Genomic DNA, 16,295 nt, shown 5'->3' on the forward strand with positions numbered 1-16,295 from the left:
GATCTTCCGTGGTCCGCACCGTTCCGGGGCTGGTTCGACGAGATCGACTTCTCCGAACCGCGGGAGCAACTGGGATGAGCAGGACGCGTCGTACGAATGAGGGTCACGGCAAGGTCGGCAGCGCGCTGTCCGGCATAGCCGTGGCCCTCGGCTGTGTGTTGTTCCTGGGTGGGTTCGTCTGGGGCGCCATTCTGTACCAGCCGTACACCGTGCCCACCGACTCCATGGACCCGACGATCAAGGCGGGTGACCGGGTGCTCGCGGAGCGGATCGACGGCAGCGAGGTCAAGCGCGGCGACGTCGTGGTCTTCCAGGAAGCGTCCTGGGGAAACGTTCCGATGGTCAAGCGCGTGGCCGCCGTCGGCGGTGACAAGATCGCCTGCTGCACGGACAACAAGCTGACCGTGAACGGCAAGCAGATCGACGAGCCGTACCTCCCGAAGGGCGAGAGCGCCTCGCTCACGGGCATCAAGACCACGACCGTCCCGCAGGGTCGGCTCTTCCTGCTCGGTGACCACCGCGCCGACTCCCTGGACTCCAGCGCGCACATCGGCGACAGCGAGAACGGCTCGGTGGAGCGCGGCGCCGTGCAGGGCCGCGTGGACGCTCTGGCGTGGCCCATGGCGTCGATGCAGAAGCCCACCGGGTTCGAGGCGCTGCCGGGTGGCATCTCGCAGCCGGGGCCGGTGAAGACGGTGCTGGCGGCCATCGTGGCGGGCGCGGTGCTGGTGCTCGGCGGAGCGGCGTACGGGCCGATCGCGAAGCGCTCGCGGCGCTCGCGCGGCGTGTCCCCGGAACCGGCCCGTGTCTGAACCCGGCCGTGAACTGCGGAAGGTCGCCCGCGTCGTGCTGCTCGACCCGGAGGAGCGGATCCTGCTCCTGCACGGGCACGAGCCGGGCGACACGGCGGACGACTGGTGGTTCACGCCGGGCGGCGGCCTGGAGGGCGACGAGACGCGTGAAGAGGCCGCCCTGCGGGAACTGGCAGAGGAGACCGGCATCACCGACGTCGAACTGGGGCCTGTGCTGTGGCAGCGGATCTGCTCCTTCCCCTTCGACGGTCGGCGCTGGGATCAGGACGAGTGGTACTTCCTGGCCCGTACGAAGACGGCTTCGGCGGAGCTTGGAGAGCTCAAGGGGACGGGCCTGACCGACCTGGAACGCCGCAGTGTCGCGGGAGCACGCTGGTGGACGTGCCGGGAACTGGTCGAGGCGCATGAGACGGTGTATCCGACCAGACTCGCCGGGCTGCTGAAGCGGCTGCTCGACGAAGGTCCCCCGAGCCGGCCCGAGATCCTCGACACGGAAATCGTCTAGAGGCGCACGAGGCTGGCGCACAATAGGGGGACGCACGGCTGAAGGGGAACATGCCATGAGCGCCGAGGACCTCGAGAAGTACGAGACCGAGATGGAGCTGAAGCTCTACCGGGAGTACCGCGACGTCGTCGGTCTGTTCAAATACGTGATCGAGACCGAACGGCGCTTCTACCTCACCAATGACTACGAGATGCAGGTGCACTCGGTCCAGGGCGAGGTGTTTTTCGAAGTGTCGATGGCGGATGCCTGGGTCTGGGACATGTACAGGCCCGCTCGATTCGTGAAGCAGGTCCGGGTGCTTACGTTCAAGGACGTGAACATCGAGGAGCTGAACAAGACTGATCTGGAGCTTCCCGGCAGCTGATCCGGCCCGTGGGGGCGCGGCGGTGGCGGGGGACCGGTGCTGGGTGGCGGGTGACGGAGTTGTCCACAACCCGTAGGTAGTTCACCAAGATCCACTTCTTTGCTGCCCGGGCGTCAGCGTGGGTGCCGGAGGTGGTGCCGACGTGAACGCACGGGGAGCACTGGGGAAGTACGGCGAGGATCTGGCCGCGAGGCGGCTGACCGAGGCCGGGATGACGGTGCTCGCGCGCAACTGGCGCGCGGGCAGGTCCGGCGAGATCGACATCGTGGCGCGGGACGGCGACGCGATCGTCGTGTGCGAGGTCAAGACCCGCAGCGGACAGAGCGGCGAGGCCGGGGCCTTCGAGCACCCGATGGCCGCGATCACACCGGTCAAGGCGGCGCGGCTGCGCGATCTCGCCGAGCGCTGGGTGCAGGAGCACGGGGGAGCGCCGCCCGGCGGCGTCCGCATCGATCTCATCGGCGTGCTGCTGCCTGAGCGCGGAGCGCCCTGCGTCGAGCATGCGCGAGGGGTGTCCTGATGGGCTTCGCGCGTACGTGTTCCGTGGCCCTCGTGGGAGTCGAGGGCGTCGTCGTCGAGGTGCAGGCGGACCTGGAGCCGGGCATCGCCGCGTTCACGCTCGTGGGGCTGCCGGACAAGAGCCTCACGGAGAGCCGCGACCGGGTCAGGGCTGCGGTGGTCAATTCCGGGGGCGACTGGCCGCAGAAGAAGCTCACGGTGGGGCTGAGCCCGGCGTCCGTGCCCAAAGGCGGTTCGGGCTTCGACCTGGCCGTCGCCTGTGCCGTGCTCGGCGCCGCCGAGCGGATCGACCCCAAGGCCCTCGCCGACATCGTGATGATCGGGGAGCTGGGCCTGGACGGGCGGGTGCGGCCGGTGCGGGGCGTGCTCCCGGCCGTGCTCGCGGCGGCCGACGCCGGTTACGAGCAGGTGGTGGTCCCCGAGTGCACGGCGGGCGAGGCGGCGCTCGTGCCGGGCGTATCGGTCCTCGGCGTGCGCAGCCTGCGTCAGCTCATCGCCGTGCTCACGGACGAGCCGGTGCCGCAGGAGGAGGCGGACGAGCCGGGGCGGCCCGATCCACTGCTCGCCGGCCTGAGCATGCCCGGCAGTGGTGTCGGCACGGGTCTCGGCGGCTCCGCGCACGACGGGCAGGGAATCGATCTCTCGGAGGTCGTCGGGCAGCTGTCCGCCCGCACGGCGATCGAGGTCGCGGCGGCGGGCGGACACCACGTGATGCTGTCGGGGCCGCCGGGTGCGGGCAAGACGATGCTGGCCGAGCGGCTGCCCGCCATCCTGCCGCCCCTCACCCGTGAGGAGGCCCTGGAGGTCACGGCGATCCACTCGGTCGCGGGAATGCTGCCGCCGGGCAAGTCGATGATCGACACCGCGCCGTACTGCGCCCCGCACCACTCGGCGACCATGCAGTCCCTCGTCGGGGGCGGGCCGGGGATGGCCAGGCCCGGTGCGGTGTCGCTGTCGCACCGGGGCGTCCTGTTTCTCGACGAGGCCCCCGAGTTCAGCGGCAAGGCGCTCGATGCCCTGCGCCAGCCGCTCGAGGCGGGGCATGTGGTGATCGCGCGCAGCGCCGGGGTGGTGCGGCTGCCCGCGCGGTTCCTGATGGCTCTTGCCGCGAACCCCTGCCCCTGTGGGCAGTACCGGGCGCTGGGCGGCGAGTGCGACTGCCCGCCGGCCACGGTCCGCCGCTACCAGGCCAGGCTCTCGGGGCCGCTGCTCGACCGGGTCGACCTCCGCGTGGAGGTGGACGCCGTCACGCGCAACGAGTTGGCGGGGTATGGGCCGCGGGGCGAGAGCACCAAGGTCGTCGCGGACCGGGTGCGGGAGTCCAGGGAGCGGGCGGCGGCCCGGTTCGCGGACACCCCGTGGCGGACCAACAGCGAGGTGCCGGGCCACGCCCTGCGCACCCGCTGGCCGGCCGCCCCCGGCGCCCTCGACGAGGCGGAGCTCGACCTGGAGCGCGGCTTCCTCACCGCGCGCGGTCTCGACCGGGTGCTGCGGGTGGCCTGGACCGTGGCCGACCTCGCCGGCCGGGACCGCCCGTTCGCCCAGGACGTGGCACTCGCGCTGCAACTACGAACCGGGATCTCGCGCGGGGTGCCGATGACGATCGGGGCGGGGTCGTGACGGGGGGCGGGGCTGGCGTGTCCGGGGCGCCGGCGCGGGCCCTGGCCCCGCACAGGGTGGCGGTGTTGAGGGAGGGCGGGGCGTGATGGGTGTGGAAGGGGGCGACGAAGTGCGGCTTGCGCGGGTGCGGCTCACGCGGATCGTGGAGCCGGGCTGGGAGGTCGCCGGGCAGTGGCTGCGGGAGTTCGGGGCCGTGGAGACGGTGCGGCGCATCGAGGCGGGGGAGACGGGTGAGCCCTTGCCCCGGGTGCGGTCCGGGCGCTGGGCGGGGCTGGTCGCGCGGGCCGGGGACGCGCCGCCCGCCGAGCGGGATCTGGCGCGGGCGGCGGCGGCCGGGGCGCGGTTCGTGTGTCCGGGGGACGCCGAGTGGCCGGGGCAGTTGGACGACCTGGGGGACGGGCGGCCGATCGGGCTCTGGGTGCGGGGCGGGCCGAGCCTGCGGATGTGGGCGCTGCGCTCGGTGGCCGTGGTGGGCGCGCGGGCCTGCACGGACTACGGGGTGCGGATGGGCGCGAGCCTCGGGGCCGGGCTCGCCGAGCGGGGCTGGGTCGTGGTCTCGGGCGGGGCCTACGGGGTCGACGCCGCCGCGCATCGTGGGGCGCTCGGGGCGACCGGGGCGACGGTGGCCGTGCTCGCCTGCGGCATCGACCGGATCTATCCGCGGGGGCACGCCCAGTTGATCGATCGGGTCGCGGAACAGGGACTCGTGATCGGGGAGTTGCCGCCCGGGGATCATCCGACGCCCAGCCGGTTCATCCTCCGGAACAGGGTGATCGCCGCGCTCACCAGAGGCACCGTCGTGGTGGAGGCGGCCTATCGCAGCGGAGCGCTGGGCACAGTCCGTTGGGCGCAGCGCCTCGGGCGGCACGCGATGGGCGTCCCGGGGCCCGTGACCAGCAGCGTCTCCGCGGGAGTGCATGAACTGCTGCGGAAGGAAGCGGTGCTGGTGACCGATGCGGCAGAAGTCGTGGAGCTGGTCGGGGAGATGGGCGAGCTCGCGCCCGAGCGACGTGGGCCGGTGCTGCCCCGTGATCTGCTGCCACCCGGTGCGGCGCGGGTGCTCGCCGCGCTCCCTGCGCGCGGGGTGTGCAGCGTCGCCGAGGCCGGCCGCGGGGCGGGGACGAGTCGGGACGAGACGATCGGGAGGTTGTACGAACTGCGCTCTTTGGGGTTCGTCGAACGACACGGCGAGGGCTGGCAGTTGACACGCCAGGCGATCGAATCTGTCTTTCCCGGAGGGGAGCTGTTCTGACGCGCTGCGTTGCGCCGTCCGGATGACCCCCCGATGACCTTGGCAATTCCGGCAGTTGGCGCTCCGTCGTGATCGGCCGGGGCGACGGAACCGTCCACGCGAGTCGACGAAGGGAACGTATCTGCGCAACGACGATCTCCCACCCTTCGCACACTGCGACGCTCCAGTCACGCTACGCTCACCAGGATCCGGGTTCGTCCCCTCCATCCGGAATTCAGGTGGGTAGCTCGGTACCAGTCATCACCAGACGGGCAACACGGCATCTTCACAGGCAGAGCGATCACAGCGACCAGTACGTCAAGCACCCTCGGTTTCCCGGGTACGCAGCAGCAGAACGGCACAAGGCGGCGCATGCCACAACACACCTCAGGGTCCGACCGGGCGGCGGTACCCCCCGCCGCGCGCGGCTCCAGCGTGCGGCCTCCGGCTCCCTCCTCCCTCGAGGAGCTGTGGAGGTCGTACAAGGCGACGGGCGACGAGCGGCTGCGGGAGCAGCTGATCCTGCACTACTCGCCGCTGGTGAAATATGTGGCGGGCCGGGTCAGCGTGGGGCTGCCGCCCAATGTGGAGCAGGCGGACTTCGTCTCGTCCGGGGTCTTCGGGCTCATCGACGCGATCGAGAAGTTCGACATCGAGCGCGAGATCAAGTTCGAGACGTACGCGATCACCCGGATCCGCGGCGCGATGATCGACGAACTGCGCGCGCTCGACTGGATTCCCCGGTCCGTGCGGCAGAAGGCGCGCAACGTGGAGCGCGCCTACGCCACCCTCGAGGCCCAGCTGCGGCGCACTCCTTCGGAGAGCGAGGTGGCCGCGGAGATGGGGGTCGCGCTCGAGGAACTGCACGCGGTTTTCAGTCAGTTGTCGCTGGCGAACGTGGTGGCGCTCGAGGAGCTGCTGCACGTCGGCAGTGAGGGCGGCAGCGACCGGCTCAGCGTCCTGGACACGCTCGAGGACCACGCCGCGGACAATCCGGTGGAGGTCGCCGAGGACCGGGAGCTGCGGCGCTTCCTGGCGCGGGCGATCAATACGCTGCCGGAACGCGAGAAGACCGTCGTCACGCTCTACTACTACGAAGGCCTGACGCTCGCCGAGATCGGCAATGTGCTCGGGGTCACGGAGAGCCGGGTCAGTCAGATCCATACGAAGTCCGTGCTGCAGCTGCGGGCGAAGCTGGCGAGTTTCGGGCGCTGAGGGGCCGCGACCCGGCGGTGCGGCGAATCGTGCCTGCCGCGTGCCTGCCTCCGGTCGGGGGTCCTTGAAGCGGCCGACTCCCGTCGCGGGCCGCATCTTCGTAAAGTGGAGACGTGCCTAGGATTCGAGCGGCCTCCGTGGCCGAGCACCGGTCGATGCAGCGCGGCGCCCTTCTGGACGCTGCGCGTTCCCTGCTGTCCGAGGGCGGGACGGACGCGCTGACGTTTCCCGCGCTCGCGGAACGGACGGGGCTTGCGCGCTCGTCCGTCTATGAATACTTCAAGTCGCGCGCGGCCGTGGTCGAGGAGCTGTGCGAGGTCGACTTTCCGGTGTGGGCCGCGGAGGTCGAGGCCGGGATGGCGCGGGCCGAGGCGCCCGAGGGCAAGGTCGAGGCGTATGTGCGGGAGCAGTTGGCGCTGGTGGGGGACCGGCGGCACCGGGCGGTCGTCGCCATCTCCGCGAGTGAGCTGGACGCCGGGGCGCGGGAGAAGATCCGGGCCGCGCACGGCGGGCTCGTCGCGATGATCGTCGAGGCGCTCGAGCAGATGGGGCATGCGCAGCCCCGGCTCGCCGCGATGCTGGTCCAGGGTGTGGTGGACGCGGCCGTGCGCAGGATCGAGCTGGGGGCCGCGGAGGAGCCCGGCGTGATCGTGGACGCGGCCGTGGGGATGGCGCTGCGGGGCGTCCGCGGCTGAGCGGTCGGCTCGGCCGACGAGCGCCCCTGGCTACCCGCCCGGCTCAGCCGACGAGTGCCCCTGGCTACCCGCCCGGCTCAGCCGAAGAGCGCGCCCGGCTACCTGCCCGGCCTCAGCCGAGGAGCGCCCCCGGCCACTCCCACCCCCACACCGGCAGCAGCCTCGAACGTCCCCCGCGCATCAGCGACGGGTCCAGGAGCGTCAGCGGATTCAGGTATGTGTCGCCCCGAAGCAGGCCCCAGTGCAGGCACGACGGGGCGTCGTGCGGGCAGTGGCCCGTGGGGAGTTGGAGGGTGCCCACCACCTCGCCGGCCGTGACCTCCTCGCCCTTGCGGACCGTCGGTGTCACCGGTTCGTACGTCGTGCGCAGAGGCGGGTCGCCGGTGTCCGGGAGCTCCAGGGACACCACGCCTCTGCCCGCGATCCCGCCCGCGAAGAAGACCCGTCCGTCGGTCACCGCGCGTACGGGGGCATCGATGGGGGCCGCCAGGTCGACCCCGCGGTGGCCAGGGCCGTAGGGCGTCGCCGGAGGCGCCCAGGCGCGGACCACCGCGGGCCGCTCGCCCACCGGCCACAGGCGGGCGTCCCCCGCTCGTGCCGAGGACGGGAAGGCCAGCAGCACGAATAGCGCGACCGTCACCGTGAGTAGTTTTCGCATGGCGCTCAGGTTCCACCGAGGAGCGGCTCCGTGGGGATCATGGCCGGGAAACGTGGACTACCGAACGGTTGTGGACAGCGGCGTCACCCGGTACCTCGCGGGTCCCGTACACTTCATGTGGCGATCCGGCCCACCGGATCGACTTCGCACGCCCCGACACCGGGCCTCACAGGCTTCGTGGCAGTGGCCTATCGGTCCCGTACGACCGCCTCGCAAGAGCGCGAGCGTACGCGGCAGGCACACGCAGTGGGCGTCAGGAAACAACCGAGAAAACACAAGGAGTACGGCCATGGCCGTCGTCACGATGCGGGAGCTGCTGGAAAGCGGCGTCCACTTCGGTCACCAGACCCGTCGTTGGAACCCGAAGATGAAGCGCTTCATCTTCACGGAGCGCAACGGCATCTACATCATCGACCTTCTCCAGTCGCTGTCGTACATCGACCGCGCCTACGAGTTCGTCAAGGAGACCGTCGCCCACGGCGGCACGGTCATGTTCGTCGGTACGAAGAAGCAGGCGCAGGAAGCGATCGCCGAGCAGGCGACCCGCGTCGGCATGCCCTACGTGAACCAGCGCTGGCTGGGCGGCATGCTCACCAACTTCTCGACCGTCTACAAGCGTCTGCAGCGCCTCAAGGAGCTCGAGCAGATCGACTTCGAGGACGTCGCCGCGTCCGGTCTCACCAAGAAGGAGCTTCTCGTGCTCTCGCGCGAGAAGGCCAAGCTGGAGAAGACCCTCGGTGGTATCCGCGAGATGTCCAAGGTGCCCAGCGCCGTCTGGATCGTGGACACCAAGAAGGAGCACATCGCTGTCGGCGAGGCCCGGAAGCTCAACATTCCGGTCGTCGCGATCCTCGACACGAACTGTGACCCCGACGAGGTCGACTACAAGATCCCGGGCAACGACGACGCGATCCGCTCCGTCACCCTGCTCACCCGCGTGATCGCCGACGCCGTCGCCGAGGGCCTCATCGCCCGCTCCGGCGTGGCCACGGGCGACCAGAAGCCGGGCGAGAAGGCCGCCGGCGAGCCCCTCGCCGAGTGGGAGCGCGACCTGCTCGAGGGCGAGAAGAAGGCCGACGACAAGGCCGAGGCGAAGACCGAGGAGAAGGCCGAGGAGAAGGCCGAGGAGGCTCCGGCCGCCGAGGCTGCCGCCCCCGCCGAGGCCCCGGTCGAGGCTGCCCCCGCCGAGGCTCCGGCCGCGGACGCCGAGCAGGCCTGACCCGTACGGGATTCGGTTTCATGAGGTGACGGCGGGGGTCGACTACGACCCCCGCCTTCACCCGTGACCGTCACCTTCGTTCTCACACTGCTTCAGACTTCGTAGAGAGAAAACCAGGATCATGGCGAACTACACCGCCGCTGACGTCAAGAAGCTCCGCGAGCTCACGGGCGCCGGCATGATGGACTGCAAGAAGGCGCTCGACGAGGCCGACGGCAGCGTCGACAAGGCCGTCGAGGCCCTGCGCATCAAGGGCCAGAAGGGCGTCGCCAAGCGCGAGGGCCGTTCCGCCGAGAACGGCGCGGTCGTCTCCCTCATCGCCGACGACAACACCTCCGGTGTCATCGTCGAGCTGAAGTGCGAGACGGACTTCGTCGCCAAGAACCCGAAGTTCCAGGCCGTCGCCGACCAGCTGGTCGCCCACGTCGCCAAGACGTCCCCGGCCGACCTCGAGGCGCTGCTCGCCTCCGAGATCGAGGCCGGCAAGACCGTCCAGGCCTTCGTCGACGAGGCCAACGCCAACCTCGGCGAGAAGATCGTCCTGGACCGCTTCGCGCAGTTCTCGGGCGCGTACGTCTCTGCCTACATGCACCGCACCATGCCCGACCTGCCCCCGCAGATCGGTGTTCTGGTCGAGCTGGACAAGGCCGACGCCGAGCTGGCCAAGGGCATCGCGCAGCACATCGCCGCCTTCGCGCCGAAGTACCTCACCCGTGAGGACGTTCCGGCCGAGATCGTCGAGTCCGAGCGTCGCGTCGCCGAGGAGACCACGCGCGCCGAGGGCAAGCCGGAGGCCGCGCTCCCGAAGATCGTCGAGGGTCGCGTCAACGGCTTCTTCAAGGAGGCCACGCTGCTCGGTCAGCCGTACGCCCTCGACAACAAGAAGTCCGTCGAGAAGGTCCTCCAGGAGGCCGGTGTCACCCTGAAGCGCTTCTCGCGCATCAAGGTCGGCATCTGAGTCCGTACCGCGCCAGACGCGAGACCCCGCTAGGGTCGACAGCAGTCGTTCGGGAACGTGCCGGACGACCGCAGTTGTGACGAGGAGGCCATTGCCGCGCATGGGATGCGAACCACCCCACCGGCAATGGCCTTCTTCGTATGTGTGCCAAGCAAAAGAGGCGAGAATCCCATGACCACCACCCAGGCCGACAACGGTGACAAGAGCGACGAAGGCAAAGGCGCGGGGCGCTTTCTGCTGAAGCTTTCCGGCGAGGCGTTCGCCGGGGGCGGGGGTCTGGGCGTCGACCCCGACGTGGTGCACGCCATTGCCCGTGAGATCGCGGCAGTCGTACGCGACGGCTGGCAGCTCGCCGTCGTCATCGGCGGCGGCAACTTCTTCCGCGGCGCCGAGCTGCAGCAGCGCGGCATGGACCGCGCCCGCAGCGACTACATGGGCATGCTCGGCACGGTCATGAACTGCCTGGCCCTCCAGGACTTCCTGGAGAAGGAGGGCATCGACTGCCGCGTGCAGACCGCCATCACGATGGGTCAGGTCGCCGAGCCGTACATCCCGCTGCGCGCCGTGCGTCACCTGGAGAAGGGCCGCGTCGTCATCTTCGGCGCCGGTATGGGCATGCCGTACTTCTCCACCGACACGACCGCCGCGCAGCGCGCCCTGGAGATCGACGCCCAGGCGCTGCTCATGGGCAAGAACGGTGTCGACGGCGTCTACGACTCGGACCCGAAGACCAACCCCGAGGCCGTGAAGTTCGACGGGCTCAGCTATGGCGAGGTCATCACCCGCGACCTGAAGGTCGCCGACATGACCGCGATCACCCTGTGCCGCGACAACAAGCTGCCGATCCTCGTCTTCGAGCTCATCACGTCGGGCAATATCGCCCGTGCGGTCAAGGGTGAGAAGATCGGGACCCTTGTGGGCGAGCAGGGCACCCGCGCCTGACACCCTCCCGTCTCCCTGGGAACCCCGTGTCCTCGAAGGTTTCCTGAGGGATGGACAATGTCCTGCCGGTCGGACACCGTGCAGGAAAGACACGCGACGCAGCCGACCGCGCCCCCGTGCCCGGCCGGGCCTCACTCAAGACACGCAGGAGCAAGTGGTGATCGAAGAGACCCTCCTCGAGGCCGAGGAGAAGATGGAGAAGGCCGTCGTCGTCGCCAAGGAGGACTTCGCCGCGATCCGCACAGGCCGTGCGCACCCGGCGATGTTCAACAAGATCGTGGCCGACTATTACGGCGCGCTGACGCCGATCAACCAGCTGGCCTCGTTCTCGGTGCCCGAGCCGCGGATGGCCGTGGTGACCCCGTTCGACAAGAGCGCGCTGCGCAACATCGAGCAGGCGATCCGCGACTCCGACCTCGGCGTCAACCCGAGCAACGACGGCAGCATCATTCGTGTGACGTTCCCCGAGCTGACCGAGGAGCGCCGCAAGGAGTACATCAAGGTCGCCAAGGCCAAGGCCGAGGACGCCAAGGTCTCCATCCGCTCCGTGCGCCGCAAGGCCAAGGACACGATCGACAAGGCGATCAAGGACGGCGACATCGGCGAGGACGAGGGCCGTCGCGGCGAGAAGGAACTGGACGACACCACCACGAAGTACGTGGCCCAGGTCGACGAGCTGCTCAAGCACAAGGAAGCCGAGCTGCTCGAAGTCTGAGCGAGCGCGGAAGATCGAGGTTCGAGGAATCCGTGAACGACTCTTCCTGGGGTGCGCCGACCGGGCCCGGACATCGGGGCCCGACCGACGGCCAAGGGTCCGCCCCTGGTCAGGGGCCCGCGTACGGGCAGGTGCCGGCGTACGGCCAAGGGCCGTCGTACAACCAAGGACCGTCGTACGACCACGGGCGCGCTCCGGCGGGTCCCGCGTACGAACGGCACGCGGTCGATGAGACTCGGCCCATGCCCATCGTGCCCGATATGCCTGATACGCCTTCTGGTGACGGAAGGGGCGACGACCAGGACGACCGGGGGGCCGCTCGGCTGAGTGGTCCCTTGTTCCGCGACGAGGCGCCGGGCCGGCCGGAGTCGGCCGGGCGGCACTCGGGGCCCGCGGAGCCCGACCGGTCCGCGGAGCCTTCGGGGTCCTCGCAGCCCGAACCGCCCAAGAAGAAGAGCGCGGGCCGGGACCTCGGGGCCGCCATAGGCGTCGGTGTCGGGCTCGGCGCGGTGATCGTCGCTTCGCTCTTCATCGTCAAGGCCGTGTTCGTCGGCGTGATAGCGGTCGCCGTCGTCGTCGGCCTGTGGGAGCTGACCTCGCGGCTCGAGGAGCGCAAGGGCATCAAGGCGCCGCTCGTGCCGCTCGCCGTCGGCGGCGCGGCCATGGTGGTGGCCGGGTATGTACGGGGCGCCGAGGGCGCCTGGGTGGCGATGGCGCTGACCGCGCTCGCCGTCCTCGTATGGCGCATGACGGAGCCTCCCGAGGGCTACCTCAAGGACGTCACGGCGGGGGTCTTCGCGGCCTTCTACGTGCCGTTCCTCGCGACCTTCGTGGCGATGATGCTCGCCGCGGACGGCGGGGAGTGGCGGGTCCTCACGTTCCTGATCCTGACCGTCGTCAGCGACACCGGGGCGTACGCGGTCGGCTGGCGCTTCGGCAAGCACAAGCTCGCGCCGCGGATCAGCCCCGGCAAGACCCGCGAGGGCCTGGTCGGCGCCGTGTCGTTCGCCATGGTGGGGGGCGTGCTGTGCATGCAGTTCCTGGTGGACGGCGGCACGTGGTGGCAGGGCCTCGTCATCGGCGCCTGCGTCGCGGCCAGCGCCACCCTTGGCGACCTCGGCGAGTCCATGATCAAGCGGGACCTCGGGATCAAGGACATGGGGACGCTGCTGCCGGGCCACGGCGGAATCATGGACCGGCTCGACTCCCTGCTGCCGACGGCCCCGGTCGTCTGGCTGCTCCTGGTGCTGTTCGTCGGTTCCTGAAGAACACCCACGCGAGATCCCCGTGAGAGCCCCCGTCCGTAACCGGACGGGGGCTCTCCGTATGTGCCAGGACGGGACTTGTGAAGACCTGTTCGCGAAGGTGGGCGGGTTCGTCGAGGGGGGCTTGCGGGTGCTCTTTACGCTCAAGTAACAACATGCCTCATGAACATTTTCGGTCGCAGCTTCTCATCCCGGCGCGCAGAGGGATCCGCTGCTCCGGGGGCCGCCGGCACCGGCACCGCAGTACTGCCCGACCCGGCCGGTCACGACCCTTCCATGGCGGCGCTCACCGGCACCTGGATGGTCGACCCCGCGCACAGCAGGATCGGGTTCTCCGTCCGGCACGCCATGGTGACGACCGTGCGCGGCGCCTTCGCGGAGTACCAGAGCCGCCTCTACTTCGACGGTGACGACCCGTCCCGCTCCTCCGCCGAGCTGGTCCTCGCCACGGCGAGCATCGACACCGGTGTCGAGCAGCGGGACGCCCATGTGGTGGGCCGTGACTTCCTGAACGCCTCCCAGTACCCGCGGATGACCTTCAAGAGCACCGCCGTGGAACTGGCGGGCGACGATGTCTACCGGATGCACGGCGACCTCACCATCAAGGACATCGCCCGCCCCGTCGTCCTCGAACTCACCTACATCGGCTTCGTCACGGACGCCTTCGGCGACGAACGCGTCGGCTTCGACGGCACCACCACCATCAACCGCACCGACTGGGGCCTGACGTACAACGCCCGCCTCGCCCAGGGCGGCAACATGGTCAGCGAAAAGGTCCGCCTCCAGTTCGACATCGCGGCCATCCGCACGCCGTCGGGGCGCTGAGGTCGGCGGTCGTGGTCGACCGGCATCCGTAGGAGATCCGCCGATCGTGCGCACCGCAGGGCGGGCGGAGTCACCGCAGTCCGAGGTGTTCGGCCCAGGCGCTCACATCGGCGGTGGTCGCGTTGCCGCCGCAGATCACCAGGCCGAGGCGGGCGTCCTCCCCGACGCGTTGCAGTACCTGGCGGGCGCCGGGCAGCAGGCACCCGGCGGCGGGCTCGGCCCAGACCTTCGCGTGGTCGGCCAGGTCGAGGGTGCCCTGGACCGCTTCGGCATCGGTCACCGTGAGGACGTCGGCGAGCAGGGCCGAGGCATGCTCGTAGGTGAGTGGGGAGGCGCTGGGGGCACTGAGCGTCGAGACGATCGAGGACAACTCGACCGGGACCGGCCGTCCGGCATCCAGTGCCGCCGACATGGCCCGGGCACCTTCGGTCTCCACGCCCCACACGCGGATTCCAGGACGTCGTGCGCGCAGTGCGGTGGCGACGCCGGCGGCCAGCGCGCCGCCGCCGATGCTGACGAGTACGTCGGTGAGGTCCTCGGCATCCTGCGCGAACTCCAGGCCGACCGTGCCCTGGGCGGCGATGACGGTGGGGTCGTCGAAGGGGTGGACCAGGGCGAGTCCCGCGTCCCTGAGTTCATCGACGAGGGCGAATGCGCCGTCCATTGTTTCGGCGATGTGGACGCTTGCTCCGGCGGCCGCCGCGACGTCTCTGGCGCCGGTGGGGGCGGATCGCGGCATCACGACGGTCGCCTTCACATCCAGCATCCCCGCCATGACGGCCAGGGCGATGCCGTGGTTGCCTCCGCTGACCGTGACGACTCCGGCGGCACGCTCGGCCCTGGTGAGGGTGAGCAGCTTCGCGGTCGCGCCGCGGGCCTTGAACGAGCCGGTGTGCTGCAGCAGTTCCAGTTTCACGGTGGTCGGCACGCCCAGCAGTGCGGACAACCCGGGGCTCGGCACCGTCGGGGTCCGGACGACATGCCCTGCGATCCGCTCGGCTTCGGCTTCCACGTCCGCGACAGTGATCAACACATCCGTCTCCCGCATACGACTCACGCACCACGGCCCTCGCGGCTGCACCGCATCACACTGCTGACCCCACGCGGCGGTGTCCAGGGGGAGCCGGGGCTCGCCAGGCCGTCCGTCCGCGGGCGCTCACCGAAGGCCCGGTCGACGCCGGGGGACCCGAAAAGGCCGGTGCGCGGGGTCGACGGAACCGGGTAATGTCCTTGTCATGTTCTTCCAGACGCCGATTTACGAGTGAGAGCGTGACGGGCCCCTGCCGACGTCCTTCGATGTCGCCGCCCGTCCCCCACCGATGAATCCGTAGATACTTCACATCACCGCCGGGAGAACCCGTGACCGACAGCAAGAACATCAACAACCCCATGGGCCAGGGCGGCGGCCAGCGCAAGAAGCAGTCCCGCGCCGAACGCCAGAACAACGGTCCGCACCGCAACCTCGACCGCCAGCGCGCGGCCGACCAGAAGGCCGAGCTGGTGCGCAAGATGCGCGAGAAGGCAGGCGCAGCCGAGGGCACCGGGCAGGCGGGCGACGACACCGCACAGAGCTGACGCACCACTGGCGTCCAGGGCGACGACCACAGGTCACCCCCATTTGTCTGCGACACTGGATGGGCTATGCCTAAGCCCGGAGAACTGACGTTCGTCGCCCCCCGCGGAGCCAAGAAGCCGCCGCGGCACCTTGCTGATCTTTCGCCTGCTGAGCGGAAGGAAGCTGTTGCTGCGATCGGTGAGAAGCCGTTTCGCGCCAAGCAGCTCTCGCAGCACTACTTCGCGCGGTACGCGCACGATCCCGCGGAGTGGACCGACATCCCCGCGGGGTCGCGCGAGAAGCTGCGGGAGGCGTTGCTGCCGGAGCTGATGACCGTCGTGCGGCATCTGTCGACCGACAACGAAACGACGCGCAAGACGTTGTGGAAGCTGTTCGACGGGACGCTCGTCGAGTCCGTGCTGATGCGGTATCCGGACCGGGTGACGATGTGCATCTCGTCGCAGGCCGGGTGCGGGATGAACTGCCCGTTCTGTGCCACCGGGCAGGCCGGCCTCGACCGGAATCTGTCGACCGGTGAGATCGTGCATCAGATTGTCGACGGGATGCGCGCGCTGCGGGACGGGGAGATTCCCGGCGGGCCCGCGCGGCTCAGCAACATCGTGTTCATGGGCATGGGCGAGCCGCTCGCCAACTACAAGCGGGTCATCCAGGCCATCCGCGCGCTCACCGACCCGGAGCCGGACGGCGTCGGGCTCAGCCAGCGCGGGATCACCGTGTCGACGGTCGGGCTGGTGCCCGCCATCAACCGGTTCACCGATGAGGGGCTGAAGTGCCGGCTCGCGATCTCGCTGCACGCTCCTGACGACGAGCTGCGCGACACTCTCGTACCCGTCAACACGCGGTGGAACGTGCGCGAGGTGCTCGACGCCGGGTTCGAGTACTCCGCGAAGTCCGGGCGCCGGCTGTCGATCGAGTACGCGCTCATCCGGGACATCAATGACCAGGCGTGGCGCGGTGACCGGCTCGGGCGGATGCTCAAGGGGAAGCCGGTGCATGTGAATCTGATTCCGCTGAATCCGACCCCGGGGTCGAAGTGGACCGCTTCGCGGCCCGAGGACGAGAAGGCCTTCGTCGACGCCATCGCCGCGCACGGCGTGCCGGTCACCATCCGGGACACCCGTGGCCAGGAGATCGACGGAGCCTGTGGACAGCTGGCGGCGACCGAGCGGTAGCCTG

General features: G+C 69.9%; 18 protein-coding genes. 16 read left to right on the forward strand and 2 right to left on the reverse strand.

Annotation, left to right across the window (positions count from 1 at the left end; translation table 11 throughout):
* The first annotated feature begins 74 nt into the window (after window positions 1-74).
* The 8 genes from lepB (at window position 75) to OHA73_RS30330 (ending at window position 6,961) form a co-directional block, all read left to right on the forward strand.
* Window positions 75-812, forward strand: a complete 738-nt coding sequence (gene lepB / locus OHA73_RS30295) for a signal peptidase I (protein ID WP_266714630.1) — start codon at window positions 75-77, stop codon at window positions 810-812.
* Complete coding sequence (locus OHA73_RS30300; RefSeq protein ID WP_266714632.1) at window positions 805-1,317, forward strand: NUDIX hydrolase; 513 nt, start codon at window positions 805-807, stop codon at window positions 1,315-1,317. Before lepB ends, OHA73_RS30300 begins: the two co-directional genes overlap by 8 nt.
* A 55-nt stretch (window positions 1,318-1,372) precedes the next feature.
* Window positions 1,373-1,681: a DUF2469 domain-containing protein gene (locus OHA73_RS30305; protein ID WP_008737534.1), complete on the forward strand. Its 309-nt coding sequence runs from the start codon at window positions 1,373-1,375 to the stop codon at window positions 1,679-1,681.
* Between the two features lie 142 nt (window positions 1,682-1,823).
* Window positions 1,824-2,201 carry a YraN family protein gene (locus tag OHA73_RS30310; protein ID WP_266714634.1) on the forward strand — a complete coding sequence of 126 codons (378 nt, stop codon included), beginning with the start codon at window positions 1,824-1,826 and terminating at the stop codon, window positions 2,199-2,201.
* Entirely contained in the window at window positions 2,201-3,820 is a 1,620-nt protein-coding gene (locus OHA73_RS30315; RefSeq protein ID WP_266714636.1) for a YifB family Mg chelatase-like AAA ATPase, read from the forward strand. The genes OHA73_RS30310 and OHA73_RS30315 overlap by 1 nt, the downstream gene beginning before the upstream one ends.
* 85 nt (window positions 3,821-3,905) lie before the next feature.
* Complete coding sequence (gene dprA, locus OHA73_RS30320) at window positions 3,906-5,072, forward strand: DNA-processing protein DprA (RefSeq protein WP_266714638.1); 1,167 nt, start codon at window positions 3,906-3,908, stop codon at window positions 5,070-5,072.
* A 351-nt stretch (window positions 5,073-5,423) separates the two neighbouring features.
* The gene (whiG, locus tag OHA73_RS30325) at window positions 5,424-6,266 is read left to right on the forward strand and encodes an RNA polymerase sigma factor WhiG (RefSeq protein WP_267069066.1); all 843 of its coding nucleotides are present in this window, start codon (window positions 5,424-5,426) and stop codon (window positions 6,264-6,266) included.
* A 137-nt stretch (window positions 6,267-6,403) separates the two neighbouring features.
* On the forward strand, window positions 6,404-6,961 hold the full coding sequence (locus tag OHA73_RS30330; RefSeq protein WP_266718911.1) for a TetR/AcrR family transcriptional regulator: 558 nt from the start codon (window positions 6,404-6,406) through the stop codon (window positions 6,959-6,961).
* A gap of 112 nt (window positions 6,962-7,073) precedes the next feature.
* Here the strand turns inward: OHA73_RS30330 and OHA73_RS30335 are convergent, their stop codons facing one another.
* The gene (locus tag OHA73_RS30335) at window positions 7,074-7,619 is read right to left on the reverse strand and encodes a M23 family metallopeptidase (protein ID WP_327656608.1); all 546 of its coding nucleotides are present in this window, start codon (window positions 7,617-7,619) and stop codon (window positions 7,074-7,076) included.
* A 289-nt stretch (window positions 7,620-7,908) separates the two neighbouring features.
* On the opposite strand from OHA73_RS30335, the gene rpsB reads away from it, so the two are divergent.
* The 6 genes from rpsB (at window position 7,909) to OHA73_RS30365 (ending at window position 13,543) form a co-directional block, all read left to right on the forward strand.
* On the forward strand, window positions 7,909-8,838 hold the full coding sequence (gene rpsB / locus OHA73_RS30340; RefSeq protein ID WP_267069064.1) for a 30S ribosomal protein S2: 930 nt from the start codon (window positions 7,909-7,911) through the stop codon (window positions 8,836-8,838).
* A 121-nt stretch (window positions 8,839-8,959) separates the two neighbouring features.
* The gene (gene tsf, locus OHA73_RS30345) at window positions 8,960-9,796 is read left to right on the forward strand and encodes a translation elongation factor Ts (RefSeq protein ID WP_267069063.1); all 837 of its coding nucleotides are present in this window, start codon (window positions 8,960-8,962) and stop codon (window positions 9,794-9,796) included.
* 171 nt (window positions 9,797-9,967) lie between these two features.
* Window positions 9,968-10,738, forward strand: a complete 771-nt coding sequence (gene pyrH / locus OHA73_RS30350; protein WP_266714648.1) for a UMP kinase — start codon at window positions 9,968-9,970, stop codon at window positions 10,736-10,738.
* Window positions 10,739-10,895: 157 nt separating this feature from the next.
* Window positions 10,896-11,453, forward strand: coding sequence for a ribosome recycling factor (frr, locus tag OHA73_RS30355; RefSeq protein WP_266714650.1), 558 nt, complete (start codon window positions 10,896-10,898; stop codon window positions 11,451-11,453).
* A gap of 32 nt (window positions 11,454-11,485) precedes the next feature.
* Window positions 11,486-12,718 (forward strand): phosphatidate cytidylyltransferase, encoded by a 1,233-nt coding sequence (locus tag OHA73_RS30360; protein ID WP_266714652.1) that lies wholly within the window; start codon window positions 11,486-11,488, stop codon window positions 12,716-12,718.
* Window positions 12,719-12,880: 162 nt separating this feature from the next.
* Entirely contained in the window at window positions 12,881-13,543 is a 663-nt protein-coding gene (locus OHA73_RS30365; protein ID WP_267069061.1) for a YceI family protein, read from the forward strand.
* A gap of 70 nt (window positions 13,544-13,613) precedes the next feature.
* Here OHA73_RS30365 and OHA73_RS30370 read toward each other — a convergent pair whose 3' ends face one another.
* Window positions 13,614-14,573, reverse strand: coding sequence for a pyridoxal-phosphate dependent enzyme (locus OHA73_RS30370; RefSeq protein ID WP_327658551.1), 960 nt, complete (start codon window positions 14,571-14,573; stop codon window positions 13,614-13,616).
* A gap of 329 nt (window positions 14,574-14,902) precedes the next feature.
* On the opposite strand from OHA73_RS30370, the gene OHA73_RS30375 reads away from it, so the two are divergent.
* Both OHA73_RS30375 and rlmN read left to right on the forward strand, forming a co-directional pair.
* Window positions 14,903-15,118 carry a DUF6243 family protein gene (locus tag OHA73_RS30375; RefSeq protein WP_266714656.1) on the forward strand — a complete coding sequence of 72 codons (216 nt, stop codon included), beginning with the start codon at window positions 14,903-14,905 and terminating at the stop codon, window positions 15,116-15,118.
* Window positions 15,119-15,184: 66 nt separating this feature from the next.
* Entirely contained in the window at window positions 15,185-16,291 is a 1,107-nt protein-coding gene (gene rlmN / locus OHA73_RS30380) for a 23S rRNA (adenine(2503)-C(2))-methyltransferase RlmN (protein WP_266714702.1), read from the forward strand.
* Window positions 16,292-16,295 lie beyond the last annotated feature (4 nt).

The sequence above is a fragment of the Streptomyces sp. NBC_00483 genome (genome assembly GCF_036013745.1).
Classification (GTDB): domain Bacteria; phylum Actinomycetota; class Actinomycetes; order Streptomycetales; family Streptomycetaceae; genus Streptomyces.